Source organism: Xenorhabdus thailandensis, from assembly GCF_037996785.1.
Taxonomy (GTDB): domain Bacteria; phylum Pseudomonadota; class Gammaproteobacteria; order Enterobacterales; family Enterobacteriaceae; genus Xenorhabdus; species Xenorhabdus griffiniae.
In genome coordinates this window covers 97,220-110,581 of the sequence record NZ_JBBMXF010000016.1, presented here as the reverse complement: position 1 = coordinate 110,581, position 13,362 = coordinate 97,220, and the positions used below count along the sequence as shown (strand labels likewise).

Here is a 13,362-nt window from a genome sequence, read left to right as displayed (position 1 = left end):
CGTTTCTGGTTCGATGGTATGCATACACAGGAGGAAACGCCTGCAAATTAAGAAATAAAAGGAAATAAATTAGCCCTTGTTTTTCCTGATTCGATAGAAAAAAGCAAGGGCTATATAACGAGGTAAAAGGACACAACCAACAAAGCTGTAACTTGAAAGTTTGGAAATATACCAATCTTAATTAGCGATACATCTCAAACAATGACATCCCTTTTAAATCAGAAAAAGCCTTATAGGAAGCATTCAATGCGGCCTGTTCCTGATAATAACTGGAAATAGTAGAGACCCAGTCAACATCAAGCAATTCGCCCATACGAACTTGATTGGCAATACTGCGTTCACTGGCTAACGCATCCAATTGTTCCATTTCCTGAAGTTGTACCCCTAATACGGCATCCGCCGCGTATAAGTTGTTCAAACTATTTTCTACACCTCGGATAGCCCGGTCAATCAACTCCTTTGCTTCCTTTCTTTCTGCTTCGCTAGCATTAGTGAATGGCTTGCCAAGCGCCTCGAGCGCGAAATCAATGGAAGCGAAAATATCTGATTCACTTACACTACCATCAGGCTCTTTAATCGGGTTAGATGTCGCCGATAAAAAGACTTTCTCCCCTGTATGGGCAATAACCATGGAGCGATTATCATCCACCCTTTGGCTTATAGCTCGATCCCCACCTTTGTAGTGAACTTTTCCACTGTTATCAGCTTCGAAAGGTGGCTCGTCTGTCTTATAACCAGCAAAAATATAGCGGCCATTGCCATCGGTTTGATTCCCAAGATTCATCAATTGTTGTTTAAGGCCATCTAATTGCTGGGCATAAGATTCACGATTGTGATCACTCTGTTCACTAGCCGCCGCAATTAATCTTTCCTTAACATTAATTGTCACCGATACAACACTGGAGATAGTGCTCGATTGGATTGACATCGTATTTCTAGCAAAGACCCGAGCCGCCACAAATTGCTGATTTTGCGACTCAGATTGGGCAATCATAATACCCTGTGAAGCAGCCAATGGATCATCAGATGGATTAATGACACGTTTTCCACTGGATAACTGATCACCATATTGCATCCATTTAGATTGGGAGCCAAAAACCCCATTCATTTTTTGGCTATATAAAAGATTCGTACTTACGCGCACAATATTACTTCCTTTTTTTCTTTAGCCAATAATGATTAACGAATGTCTAAAATAGCATTGAACAATGTTGATGCGGTTTGAATAACACGGGCATTTGCTAAATAGTATTGTTGCATGCGTTGTAGTTCACCGTATTCTTCATCCAGATGAACGCCAGAAATAGACTCGCGAACCCGATTATACTCTTTTACCTTGACATCCTGAGCTTCCATACTGCGTTTAGCGCTATTAGCCTTGCTGCCCACGGTACTGACTAGCGAAGCATAAGAATCAGTCAAGGTATTTTTCCCATCAACCAGCTTTTGTTTTTGCAGGCTAACGAATTCCTTCGCATTTTCGTTATCACTTTGGCCTGAGTCTTTGGCACCCGCCGTTGCCAGCTGGGAAGAGTTTTTAATATTGACTTCAAGTGTAACTATTACGTCATTAACCGTTTTCAGTGTATACCGATCATTATCTTGCGGATTAGTCGCATTAATTTCAATTTTTAAGCCATCAAATTCCCATGTATTACCATTTACCGGGATCATTTCCTTGTCAGCAACACGCTGCACTTTCCAGGCACCATCTTCATATTTGATGGTGTAATCACTGTCTTTTACTTTAGTGGTATCTGTATATTCCACTTTAATGTCGGCTGTACCAGTGTTATTGCTGTTAGCAATGGTATCTGGTTGTGAAAAATTGAAGAAATCAATGCCTTTTTCACCGTTTAGATCGAAACCACCACGCTGGACCCGATTGAATTGATCCGCCATCACTAACCCCAATCGGTTTAGCTGATTACGGGTTGGGTCTATCACTTCACTACGCACACGTAATGCACCACCCAATGCACCTTCCGAGATAAAACGCTCATCAATCTCTTTCGTGCCGACGACATTATTGTTATAACCCAAAGCAATACGGCCGTTGTCTGCACTGGATGGAATGGCTTCCAATTGATAGGATCTACTGCCCGATACTAATGACATGCCGCCACCAAATGAGACGTTGTAAACACCACCGTCTTGCTGAATCATTTCTACTTTAACAAGTTTATTTAACTCACTCAGCGCATGATCACGTTTATCCAGCAAAGCAAGAGGTTTTCCCGCCCCTGTACCATGCATATGAGAAATTTCATTGTTTAAAAAGGCGATTTCTTCCGCGTATTTGTTGATTTCCTCGACATTTTGTTCAATTTGGGCATTGATACCGCTGTTCATCTTATTAAGCGCTTGATCAGTTTCTTTAAATCGGTTAATCAAACCTTCAGCTTTACCCAGTACAGTGGTTCTTGCCGCAATGTCTTCTGCGTTACCGGCAAGTGTACTCATACTGTTAAAGAAATCGCCCATAGAACTGGAAAGGCTGGTTACCTTATCCGCCAGCAGATTGTCAACTTGATCAACCTGTCTATTGTATGCAACTAATTCTTCATATTTCGTTTTTGCAGCATTATATTGTTCGCTGACAAACTCATCATATTGACGATTAATGGAATTAACGTGCGCACCATTGCCAATAAAACCAACGGGTGACATGCTTCCATTATTTTGCGATATTTCCGTTGTCTGTCGGTGATATCCTTCGACATTATAATTGGTAATGTTATTACCTACTACACTCATTGCCACCTGCGCAGCATTAATACCACTCATGGCAGTATTGATAAGATTATTGGACATGTGTAGATCCTTTTACGTTTTCGTTACGCCTCCATCGCAGGAGGTAATTCACTGCTACAGTTATCGGCAAAATACCCTGATTCTTGAGCGAATTGGTTCCCTTAAAACAGGTTATCAAAATCATAGGCATAGGCTTTTGCCATTTGATGGCCGGTATTTTTTAACTGCTGGATCAATGACACTAGTTTTTTGGCATAACTGGGATCGGTAGCATATCCAGCCTCTTGTAAGGAATAGGCGCCTTGTTCCGCTGTGGTTGATTCTGCAACCTTAGCGTAACGGGGATTTTCCGTCAGCAATTTGACGTAATCCGTTATCGCTTCCACATAAGAGCCATAAACGCGGAAACTGTCCTGCATTTTCTTCGGTTCGCCATCAATGTATTCCGTCGTCATAATATGGGTGACAGGTCCTTTCCAGTTTTTCCCCGCTTTAATACCAAATAAATTATGACTTGGCCTGCCTTCCGCCGTCAGAATTTCTCGCTGCCCCCAACCGGATTCCAATGCTGCCTGGGCAATGATCAATAAATGAGGAATGCCGCTTTGCTGACTTGCCAATTTTGCCGGTAAAGAAAGCATGGAAACAAAGCTGGCATTGTGCATTGGTAATGACTTTGATTGAGCTGCCCCATTGGAAAAAGCCAGAGAGGCGTTTTTAGACATATCACCAGAATCAGGTATAGCCCGACGCATAAATTGTTCCAATGCCTGCTTCGGTAGTGTTTGCAGGATTTCATTATCCAGCGGCATCGGTACGGTGCTGGCTAATTCACCAGGCACATTATTCGCATTAGAGAATTGCTTCACGATCATGTCAGCAAATCCTAACCCCTTTTGGGAAAGATCCTGGGCTATTTGCTGATCGTACAACGAAGTATAAAAACGGGTCTGATCACTGCTTAAAATGCCATCCTGTGGCAACGAGGAACGCATACTTTTCAGCATCATCTGAACAAAGACGCCTTCTAATTGTTGGGCTACTTGCCGTAGCCCTTGGTGTGGTTCCTGTGACAGTTTAGCTTTCAGTGAATGCAATGAGTTAACATCGTAAGCTGCATTGGGTATCTTCAGAAAGTCATTCATCAGATAATCTCCAATTTTGCCCGCAGACAACCTGCACTCTCCATTGCCTGCAAGATTGACATTAAATCTGTTGGCGTTGCGCCCAATGCATTCAACGCACGTACAACTTGTGTCAGGTTCGCGCTGGCACTCAACTGCTGCAAAGCACCACCCTGCTCCTGAATGCCAACTCCCGTATTACGGGTCACAACGGTACTGCCTCCCGCCAATGGGGTATTAGGCTGATTAACCACTATTTGGCGTTCAACAGTTACAGACAAACTGCCATGGGCAATTGCACAACTGTCCAAGGTCACATTGCGATTCATCACCACAGATCCTGTTCGGGAGTTGAAAATCACTTTGGCATCACCGGCATCTACCCGAATAGACAAATTCTGTACCTGGGCAAGAAACCTCACTTGTTCGCTGTTCTCAATCGGCAAACGCAGCTGAACAGTGCGGGAATCCAATGGTGTCGCCGTCCCCTTTCCATTCAATCGGTTGATCGCATCACTGATTTTCTGAGCCAATCCGAAATCATCATCATTCAGTTGCAGGTTTAGTGTACCTTTCTGGCCGAACTGTGTTGGCAATTCACGTTCAATCACTGCACCGTTGGAGATCCGTCCCCCTGCAAGCTGGTTGACTTTGATACTGTTACCACCGGCACTCGCACCTGCACCGCCCACGAGAATATTGCCCTGAGCCAACGCATAGACCTGGTTATCTACCCCTTTTAATGGGGTCATCAGCAATGTACCACCGCGCAAACTTTTAGCATTACCGAGTGAGGAAACAACAATATCAATGCTCTGCCCTGCACGCGCAAAAGGGGGCAGCTTGGCTGTCACCATCACGGCAGCGACGTTTTTAAGCTGCATATTTGTACCGGCGGGTACGGTGATCCCTAGCTGTGACAACATATTGCCCAGGCTTTGGGTAGTAAAAGGCGTCTGCATGGTTTGGTCACCCGTTCCATCCAGACCGACGACTAAACCATAACCAATCAGCGCGTTATCCCTGACTCCCTCAATCGTCGTCAAATCACGAATACGTTCCGCAAAAACGCAGGTAGAGGTGAACACACTGGATAGCACCAACAAAAATGTAAAAAGGCTGGCGACTAATTTTTTCATCCTGACCATCCTCTTTTAAAACGGTGAGATATTGATAAAGAAACGTTGCAACCAACCCATGTGCTGCGCTTCGTTGATATAGCCATCACCAACATATTCAATACGAGCATCAGCAACCTGATTAGAGCTTACTGTATTATTGCCCGTGATCGTGCGTGGGTTAACAACACCAGAGAAACGAATAAACTCCGTTCCCTGATTAATGGCAATCTGCTTTTCCCCCACCACATGCAAGTTGCCATTGGCCAGCAGCTTATCCACGGTCACAGTAATTGTGCCCCTGAAAGTATTGTTGGCATTTGCCCCTCCTTTGCCGCCAAATTCATTATTTCCTTCCATGCCCAGATCGGTTTTTTCACCGCCCATCAATCCCTGTAAAAAACGGGGAGTTAAGGCAGCCGTGAAACTGGTTTTTCCATTGCGGCTGGCATTAGCTGAAGAGTTTTTGCTCGCGCTGACGTTCTCTTGCAAGATAATCGTCAGCGTATCACCGATATTACGTGGACGGCGGTCTTCAAACAGCGGTTGATAGCCGTAATAAACCGGTTGGACAGTTTGAAAAATAGAACCATTTGGCGTTGGGGCAAGCGCTTCGGCGGGTTTTGCTGTTGTTTGCCCTTCCACCAGCGGCTTATGCGGCATATAAGCACAGCCCCCCAATGTCAGTGCCGACAATGCGAGTACCGCCACAGATATACTGATACGCCGCTGATTTCTCTGGTCTTTCCGTAAACCAGTGGAGCCATAAGCTACATGGTTTTTAGCATGGCTTTCGGCAACAGGCACTGTATCCATCTTCTATGCTCTTAAGTTGATCGTAGAAATGGTGGAGAAAGGGATCCCTCCACCATTAACGGTTAGGTTACAACTGAGTCAGTTTTTGCAGCATTTGATCAGAGGTCGATACTGCTTTGCTGTTGATTTCATAGGCTCGCTGAACCTGAATCATATTAACTAACTCTTCCGCCACATTGACGTTAGACGTTTCGAGAAAATTTTGACGAATTATTCCAGCCCCATTGATGCCTGGTGCATTTTCTATAGGTACACCGGAACTGTTGGTTTCCAAATACAAGTTCTCACCAATGCTTTCTAAACCACTTTCATTGATGAACGTAGTCAGAGTAAGTTGTCCAACCTGTTGAGGGGCAGCTTGTCCCTGTCCCTGTACATATACACTGACAATCCCATCACGGGCAATACTGAGTTTAGTGGCGTTGTCTGGCATGATAATGGCAGGCACAACCGGAAAACCACCCGCAGTCACCAACTGACCATTCTGATCCTTCTGAAATGAACCATCACGGGTATAACCCATTGTGCCGTCAGGCATCTGGATCTGGAAAAAACCTCGCCCTTCAATTGCCACATCATTGCTACTATTGGTTTGCACCAGATTACCCTGGCTATGCAGCCGCTCTGTCGCAACTGGGCGAACCCCCGTACCAATCTGCAACCCTGACGGCAGATTGGTCTGTTCAGATGACATGGCACCCGGCTGACGCTCGGTTTGGTAAAGCAAATCTTCAAACACTGCACGCTGGCGTTTAAAGCCATTAGTGTTGACGTTTGCCAGGTTATTGGCAACAACATCCATATTGGTTTGCTGAGCATCCAGCCCAGTCTTGGCAATCCATAAAGATCGGATCATGAACTTATCCCCCCGATTAGCTCATAGCGAGAATTTGGTTAGCCCGCTGCACATTTTCATCGGAACTGTGTATGACTTTCATTTGCATTTCAAAGCGACGCGCGTTGGCTATCATGTTCACCATGCTTTCTACTGGATTCACATTGCTGCCTTCCAGTACACCCGGCATAACTTTCACTTCGGTGCTGGCCGCCAATTCATTGCCCTGTAGTTCCCGTGCCTGTGGCGTTAAATGGAACAAACCATCATCGCCCCGCACCACTTGGTTAGCTTCTGGTTTGACGATTTTCAGCTTGCCAATCTGGCCCAGCAAAGTGGGCGGATCACTGGCAATCAAAGCAGAAATGGCACCATCTTTTGCAATGGTTAATTCAGCCTGCGGCGGAACATCAATCGGCCCGTTTTCGCCCATCAACATGCGCCCCTGCACCATCAGTTGTCCTTCAGGTGAAATTTGGATGTTTCCGTTGCGGGTATAGGCTTCTGTCCCATCTTCAAGCTGAACAGCCAAATAGCCACCTTGTCCGACTGCCACATCTAACGGACGGGAGGTATAATTCATCGGCCCCTGACGGCTATCTGCGCCAGGGGTAGAAGCAACAACCAGCGAACGTGTCGGCAAAGTTTCACCTTCAACTGGCACGGCACGCAGTGCAGCAAGCTGGGCTTTAAAGCCTGGTGTTGACGCATTGGCCAGATTATGGGTTGTGATAGCCTGATGCTCCAGTGTCTGGCGCGCAGCTCCCATAGCGGTATAAATGACGTGATCCATAAAGCTATCCGCCTGAGCCTATTAACGCATGCTGACCAGAGTTTGCAGAATTTGATCCTGCGTCTTGATGGTTTGGGCGTTAGATTGGTAATTACGCTGGGCGACGATCATACTGACCAGCTCCTGGCTCATATCAACGTTTGATGCTTCCAATGAGCTACTGATCAATTTACCGAAATTACCTGAACCCGCAGTACCCACCACTGGGCTACCGGATGCACCGGTTTCTATCCAAACGTTATCACCTTGTGAAGCCAAGCCTGCTGGGTTGGAGAAGTTCGCCAGTACGACTTGTCCCAACACTTGTTTCTGCTCGTTAGAATAAAGGCCGTAAATTTTGCCATCACTCTCAACCTGGTAGTTGGTAAAGTGACCGGCCGCATAACCATCTTGCTTCTGGTTAGAAATGGAGTCTTCTTTGACTCTTTGCTGTTTACTGCCATTAAAATTAAAAGTGACTTGTGCCGGCTCAGAACCATTCAAGGATTTCATCCCGAAAGAAAATTTGTTTTCATCTTTCACCAGTTGGCCATTACCATTAAATTCGACACTACCTAATGATTCAGATTTTGCGTCTTTAACAGAAGTATCGAGGGCATGAATATCCCACTGAGTTACCCAGTTTTCTGGCCCGGCCTTACCTTCATTTTTATTAACAACACCTGTCTTGACAAAAAACACATTGATATTGTGTTCATTACCAAGACTGTCGTATATCGAAATACCGGAGCTGTAGTTAAAAGTCTCTTTGTTACTTGGATCAAATTTATAATTTGGCGTTTTTTCGATCTGGTTATGCATCGAATTCAGGTTAGCCGTCATAGCGACTTCTGTCGTCGCCTTGGCCGTCAGCATATTGGTTGGAATCGAAATCGGCTCAGGTGCCGCGCCCTGTTGAATTTCAGGCCCTTCTTTGCCTTGAATGGCGGGATAACCTGTCAATTTCATTCCCTGCATATCGATCACATTACGATCGGCATCCATTTTAAATTGACCATTGCGGGAATAAAAAATATTCCCGTTGGTATCTTGCATACGGAAAAAACCGCCCTGCGTGATCGCCATATGCAATTGATCGTTGGTTTTGGTGATAGAACCATCCTTAAAGTTCTGCACCATGCCCGAAACCTTGACACCCAATCCAACATCTGAACCACTGAACAAATCTGCAAAAGCCACTGAACTGGATTTAAATCCATAGGTTGACGAGTTTGCGATATTATTACCAATAACGTCTAAGTTGCTTGCTGCGGCATTTAAGCCACTGACCGCTTGTGAAAAAGCCATATGTCCTCCGTTTAATTAAAGAATCTGACGAACTTCGCCCATGTTTACCGCACCCATCAGCCCTAAATCCAATTGAGCGCTATTCTCCTGCCGCACTATGCCTTCAACCTTGGCATATCTCAGGGAATTGACCATCAACGCTTGATCCTGTTGGCTTGCGGAAACACTGAAATGATAAGCGCCTTGTTCTACGGCATTGCCTTCTGCGTCTTTACCATCCCATCTGAAGCTGTGTACACCAGCACCCAAATATTCGAATGCATTGGGATCGACTTTATTGAATTCCATCTCGCGAACGACTGCGCCACTTTTATCTTTGATAGTCACTTTGACGATATCAGCGGGTCGGTTCAGTTCAAAGCCAATAGGATCTGCGCTGGAACCCACCAAAATCTCATTGCCAGGAACCATGACACCTCGACCAATCAGTGCTGTCGTTTGCATCACGTGGTTGCTGTCCATTTGCCCGACAATGGAACCCAGCGTTTTATTGAGTTTCTCAATACCTTCAACAGTACTGATCTGGGCAATCTGTGAAGTCAACTCACTGTTTTGCATTGGATTAGTGGGATCTTGGTTTTTAAGCTGAGCCACCAATATATTCAAAAAGCTATCTTTGATATCACCACTATTTTGCGGTTTTTGGTTGGTAAACTTAGACAGTTCACTGATTGCTGAATTATCCAATGATTCATTAATTGAAGTGGTCATTCCCATAACGATATTCCTGTTACTGGCCCAGTGTCAGCGTTTTCAACATGATGGATTTGGTGGTATTAAGTACTTCAACGTTTGCCTGATAGCTACGGGAAGCCGAGATGGTATTAACCATTTCTCCAACGACATCCACATTCGGCATACGTACATAGCCTTTTTCATCAGCCAGCGGATGACCCGGTTGATATTCAAGACGGAACGGTGAAGGATCATCCACAACTTCGCTAACGCGAACGCCGCCAACCTCTTGGCCTGCGGGGGCGGCAACACGGAAGACCACTTGCTTGGCTCGATATGGCTCTCCATCCGGCCCCGCAACACTGTCGGCATTCGCCATATTACTGGCGCTGACATTCAGTCGCTGGGACTGTGCAGAAAGCGCGGAGCTGGCAATATCAAAAATACTGAGTAGAGACATTCCCATTATCCTTGTGACTGTAGAACTGACATCATGCTTTTGATTTGCGCATTCGTCATAGTAAGTTCGGCCTGATATTTCAGGCTGTTATCTGCGAAATTGCTGCGTTCCATATCCATGTCAACGGTATTTCCATCCATTGCTGTCTGGGATGGCACACGATATAGCAGATCCATCTCCAGACGTTTTTGAGGCTGGACGGGAATATGTCGATCGGAAGTCAGAGATAGCCCAATTCCATTCCCCGTTACACGACCATGTGCCATGACTTTTTGTAATTGAGCAGCAAAATCGATATCACGCGCCTGATAGCCAGGGGTATCCGCATTAGCAATGTTGGCAGACAAAATTTCCTGCCGCTGATTACGGAGTACCAGCGCTTCTTGTCGAAATTGAAAAGCGGCATCTAATTTATCGAGCATATTCCTCCCTCGGATTTGTTCTGTCGGGGATAAGCCCCAAGCAGCTAACAGAATAAACGGAGAAGAAAAAGGTAATTCGAAGAATAGAAACAAATTGAATTGCTATTTATCCCATTAACGAATAATCAATCGAGTTACACTACTAACATCCAACAGATGCTGAATATTTTTTAAATCATGGCTGACTAACGGGATTTAAGGTGATGAAATGCCTGTATTAAAGTTTATCGGGTTATTTGCCTTTTTCCTTAAGCTATTTTTTGTTTTTGGCTGTTCTTTAGCTTGGGGAAATCACTTACCGCAATTAATAGATGACTATTTCAGGCAGATCCATCACACATCAAACCATAAAGTTTCAGTAAAAATCAAAACACCTGAGCAACAATGGCCAATTTGCGAGCAGCCTGAAATGCAACCGTTACTTAACAACAAAAATTGGGGTAACATTTCTGTTCCTGTAACTTGTGGTCAGAAACGCCATTTTATTCAAGTCTACGTCAATGTCATCGGCCCTTATTTGGTTTCTAAGCGAGCTATTAACCGCAATGCGGTCCTGACAGAAAAAGATTTTCAAGTAAAAATGGGCTCCTTAGATAAGCTGCCAAGCGACATAATCCGTAACAAGAAAACCATACAAAATAGTATTGCGCTTCGTAATATCCCTGCTGGACAATTCATCAAACGCAATATGATCCGGCGTCCATGGGTAATTAAAGCTGGGCAAAATGTAGTCGTCACAGTAGATGGACACCATTTTCAAGTGCGTTACGAAGGAAAAGCGATTAACAATGCCGCGAGTTTTGATAATATCCGTGTACGCCTAAGTTCTGGACGGGTTATTACTGGTAAAGCTCAAGAAAATGGTAGTGTAAAAATGATGTTATAAATGGCTAAAGTTTTATTTCTTTACGCCGATATAACCAACAGACCATGATTTACAGGCATGCCAGCGGTATATCGCCTGATACCTAAGAAATAAATAATGCCTGATTAAAGGATTACGATTATGAGTATTGAACGCACTCAACCTCTACTGGCTATGGCTGCTTTACAGCAGCGTAATGCCAATGAAAGTGCTCAGAGCACTCGCAGAATTGTCGCTGTTGCAGAAAAAAGCGCAGATACACAAGTTAAGCTGAGCGAAGCGCAGAAAAAGCTCGTCCAGCCAAGCAGCCAGGATATTAATATCCAGAAAGTACAACAATTGAAAGAAGCCATTGCAAAGGGAACCCTAACGATGGACAGCGGTAAAATTGCTGATGCTCTATTTAAAGAGGCCCTTGAAAACATGGAATATGATAAATAAACATCAAAATCATAAAGAGCCATAATAAATGGAAGAACTTCAACTATTGCTTGAACAGCAAAACGTGCACTTAAATTCGCTTTCGCAAACTATGGCAGAAGAACAGCGTATACTAAGCGAAGGCTTTATTGAAGTAAATCAATTACATAGCGTAACAGAAAAAAAGACATTTTTGCTTTCAGCACTCGATCACGCTGAACGAAAACGCCTGCAATTAAATGAAACACTAAAAATAAAAGCTCCTTATACTGGCTATGAAAGGCTCACAGTATTATGGAGTCAAGTTAACCAATCTGTTGAACATATTCGTGACTTAAATTCGCATAACGGATTTTTACTGGAACAACATATTGAATTGAACAGTAAAGCTATCGCTTTTCTGAAAATTCACCATAGCCCTTCTCTCTATGGTGCAGACGGCCAATCCCGTCATCATTCAGCGCTATCCGGTCACAAGATCAGCGTTTGATTATTCGATTACTGCTTAAGCAGTAAGTCCTACAGACCTCTTGGTTTATTGGTAATTGATAAGGGGTCTGTTTCTGTGTGCCTCTCTCTTTTTCTATAAAAAGATAATGATTCTCGTTATATAATCAATTAGTGATATTTCAAATCAAAATAATCCAATACCAATATTAAGATCAAGAACACTCTCTTTCCAGGAGGTTAAAATGAGTAACAAATAATTCGAAAGATTATAAATGGGAATTACTCATAACTCATCGTGAATGTCGCTGTTGCATTAACTATCCCTTCCTTAACGTTACCATACCGATAATAACGCGCTTTTAAAGGAATATTGATAGATCCTTCTGCCCGAGTTTCTATATATTCAATTTTCTTTCCAAGGGGAACAGGCGTTGCTTTTTTACCATCTAAAATTTGAATACCAATCCCCCTGGCTGCATTGGCATTAGGATTAAGTTTAATAATTCCGTTTTGGAGATTATACGCTCCTTGAGAACCAGCCTGTAAAAGCATATTAACTTTGATATGTGCATGACAATTTAAAGGTATATCAAATGCCTTTTCCGCTGCGGTGGAACCCACTCTAGGTAATTGCATACTCGTTATCGGTTCTAATGTGACAGGAATTGAATTGTTATCAAAGGCACAAGAGCGTGATTCAACGACTATATTGCCGGTGCTGAACCGCCCTATTTCACTATATTTATTTGAACCGCTTTCACCAGGATTTCGTAGTGTTACCGTCGCGGTTGCCACAGGCTGGGAAGGGTATTGACCAGGTTTTACTTGACCTATACGGTAAAATACAAGTGCAATTCCAACACTCATTCTTCCACCTTGATCTCGCAAAGCGACAGTTTTAAGTGCCGTACTATTATTATTTCCCCGAATGTATTTTCTATCACTAGGATCCCCGGTCAGGCCTCTAATTGCGTACCCAATACCACTATTACCCAAACGAAAAATTCTCCGGCCATTAATCATTTTTGACGGTACTCCATATGCCTTGATACCAAGAACAGCCTCAGTCTTATGCAAAGACTTTCCTTGACAAACAATCACAGGGCTCGCATCCATTCTCAATCTATCATTCGATTTTTCCAGCTCTTGATCTACAGGTACATCTACTGGCAGTGATATCTTATATGAACTCAATGTTTGAGAAGGCGCTGTACAAGAGACATCAGTATAAGCATATCCCGCGCAGGAGGATAAAAATATGGCTACCAATAGTAACCATGAAGGAATTGATACATTCACAAGTCATCCCTTATATAACTTATTGTTATGTTGTTCATCCGAAA

The 13,362-nt window shown here is 43.9% G+C and carries 15 protein-coding genes; 3 read left to right on the top strand and 12 right to left on the bottom strand.

Annotation, left to right across the window (positions count from 1 at the left end; genetic code table 11):
• Positions 1 to 181 precede the first annotated feature (181 nt).
• The 11 genes from flgL to flgB form a co-directional block, all read right to left on the bottom strand.
• Entirely contained in the window at positions 182 to 1,144 is a 963-nt protein-coding gene (gene flgL, locus AAC853_RS16195) for a flagellar hook-associated protein FlgL (protein WP_340615159.1), read from the bottom strand.
• A 35-nt stretch (positions 1,145 to 1,179) separates the two neighbouring features.
• Entirely contained in the window at positions 1,180 to 2,814 is a 1,635-nt protein-coding gene (gene flgK / locus AAC853_RS16190; RefSeq protein WP_338885242.1) for a flagellar hook-associated protein FlgK, read from the bottom strand.
• A gap of 101 nt (positions 2,815 to 2,915) precedes the next feature.
• Positions 2,916 to 3,899 carry a flagellar assembly peptidoglycan hydrolase FlgJ gene (gene flgJ, locus AAC853_RS16185; protein ID WP_340615158.1) on the bottom strand — a complete coding sequence of 328 codons (984 nt, stop codon included), beginning with the start codon at positions 3,897 to 3,899 and terminating at the stop codon, positions 2,916 to 2,918.
• A complete protein-coding gene (locus tag AAC853_RS16180; RefSeq protein ID WP_338885240.1) occupies positions 3,899 to 5,017 on the bottom strand; it encodes a flagellar basal body P-ring protein FlgI in 1,119 nt (372 codons plus the stop codon). Before AAC853_RS16180 ends, flgJ begins: the two co-directional genes overlap by 1 nt.
• 15 nt (positions 5,018 to 5,032) lie before the next feature.
• Positions 5,033 to 5,812 (bottom strand): flagellar basal body L-ring protein FlgH, encoded by a 780-nt coding sequence (locus AAC853_RS16175; protein ID WP_340615157.1) that lies wholly within the window; start codon positions 5,810 to 5,812, stop codon positions 5,033 to 5,035.
• Positions 5,813 to 5,879: 67 nt separating this feature from the next.
• Positions 5,880 to 6,668, bottom strand: coding sequence for a flagellar basal-body rod protein FlgG (gene flgG / locus AAC853_RS16170; protein ID WP_340615156.1), 789 nt, complete (start codon positions 6,666 to 6,668; stop codon positions 5,880 to 5,882).
• Between the two features lie 16 nt (positions 6,669 to 6,684).
• Positions 6,685 to 7,440, bottom strand: coding sequence for a flagellar basal body rod protein FlgF (locus tag AAC853_RS16165; protein ID WP_340615155.1), 756 nt, complete (start codon positions 7,438 to 7,440; stop codon positions 6,685 to 6,687).
• 21 nt (positions 7,441 to 7,461) lie between these two features.
• Positions 7,462 to 8,727 carry a flagellar hook protein FlgE gene (gene flgE, locus AAC853_RS16160; protein WP_340615154.1) on the bottom strand — a complete coding sequence of 422 codons (1,266 nt, stop codon included), beginning with the start codon at positions 8,725 to 8,727 and terminating at the stop codon, positions 7,462 to 7,464.
• Positions 8,728 to 8,742: 15 nt separating this feature from the next.
• A complete protein-coding gene (locus AAC853_RS16155) occupies positions 8,743 to 9,444 on the bottom strand; it encodes a flagellar hook assembly protein FlgD (RefSeq protein ID WP_338885235.1) in 702 nt (233 codons plus the stop codon).
• A 13-nt stretch (positions 9,445 to 9,457) separates the two neighbouring features.
• A complete protein-coding gene (flgC, locus tag AAC853_RS16150; protein WP_047770689.1) occupies positions 9,458 to 9,862 on the bottom strand; it encodes a flagellar basal body rod protein FlgC in 405 nt (134 codons plus the stop codon).
• A gap of 5 nt (positions 9,863 to 9,867) precedes the next feature.
• On the bottom strand, positions 9,868 to 10,284 hold the full coding sequence (gene flgB / locus AAC853_RS16145; protein ID WP_338885234.1) for a flagellar basal body rod protein FlgB: 417 nt from the start codon (positions 10,282 to 10,284) through the stop codon (positions 9,868 to 9,870).
• Between the two features lie 208 nt (positions 10,285 to 10,492).
• Here flgB and flgA point away from each other — a divergent pair, with 208 nt between their 5' ends.
• From flgA to AAC853_RS16130, 3 genes are all read left to right on the top strand, one after another.
• Positions 10,493 to 11,170 (top strand): flagellar basal body P-ring formation chaperone FlgA, encoded by a 678-nt coding sequence (gene flgA / locus AAC853_RS16140; RefSeq protein WP_340615153.1) that lies wholly within the window; start codon positions 10,493 to 10,495, stop codon positions 11,168 to 11,170.
• Between the two features lie 120 nt (positions 11,171 to 11,290).
• Entirely contained in the window at positions 11,291 to 11,590 is a 300-nt protein-coding gene (gene flgM / locus AAC853_RS16135) for a flagellar biosynthesis anti-sigma factor FlgM (protein ID WP_338885232.1), read from the top strand.
• Between the two features lie 28 nt (positions 11,591 to 11,618).
• Entirely contained in the window at positions 11,619 to 12,059 is a 441-nt protein-coding gene (locus tag AAC853_RS16130; RefSeq protein ID WP_338885231.1) for a flagella synthesis protein FlgN, read from the top strand.
• A 239-nt stretch (positions 12,060 to 12,298) separates the two neighbouring features.
• On the opposite strand, the gene AAC853_RS16125 is transcribed toward AAC853_RS16130, so the two are convergent.
• Positions 12,299 to 13,318: a fimbrial protein gene (locus AAC853_RS16125; protein WP_340615152.1), complete on the bottom strand. Its 1,020-nt coding sequence runs from the start codon at positions 13,316 to 13,318 to the stop codon at positions 12,299 to 12,301.
• Between the last annotated feature and the right edge of the window lie 44 nt (positions 13,319 to 13,362).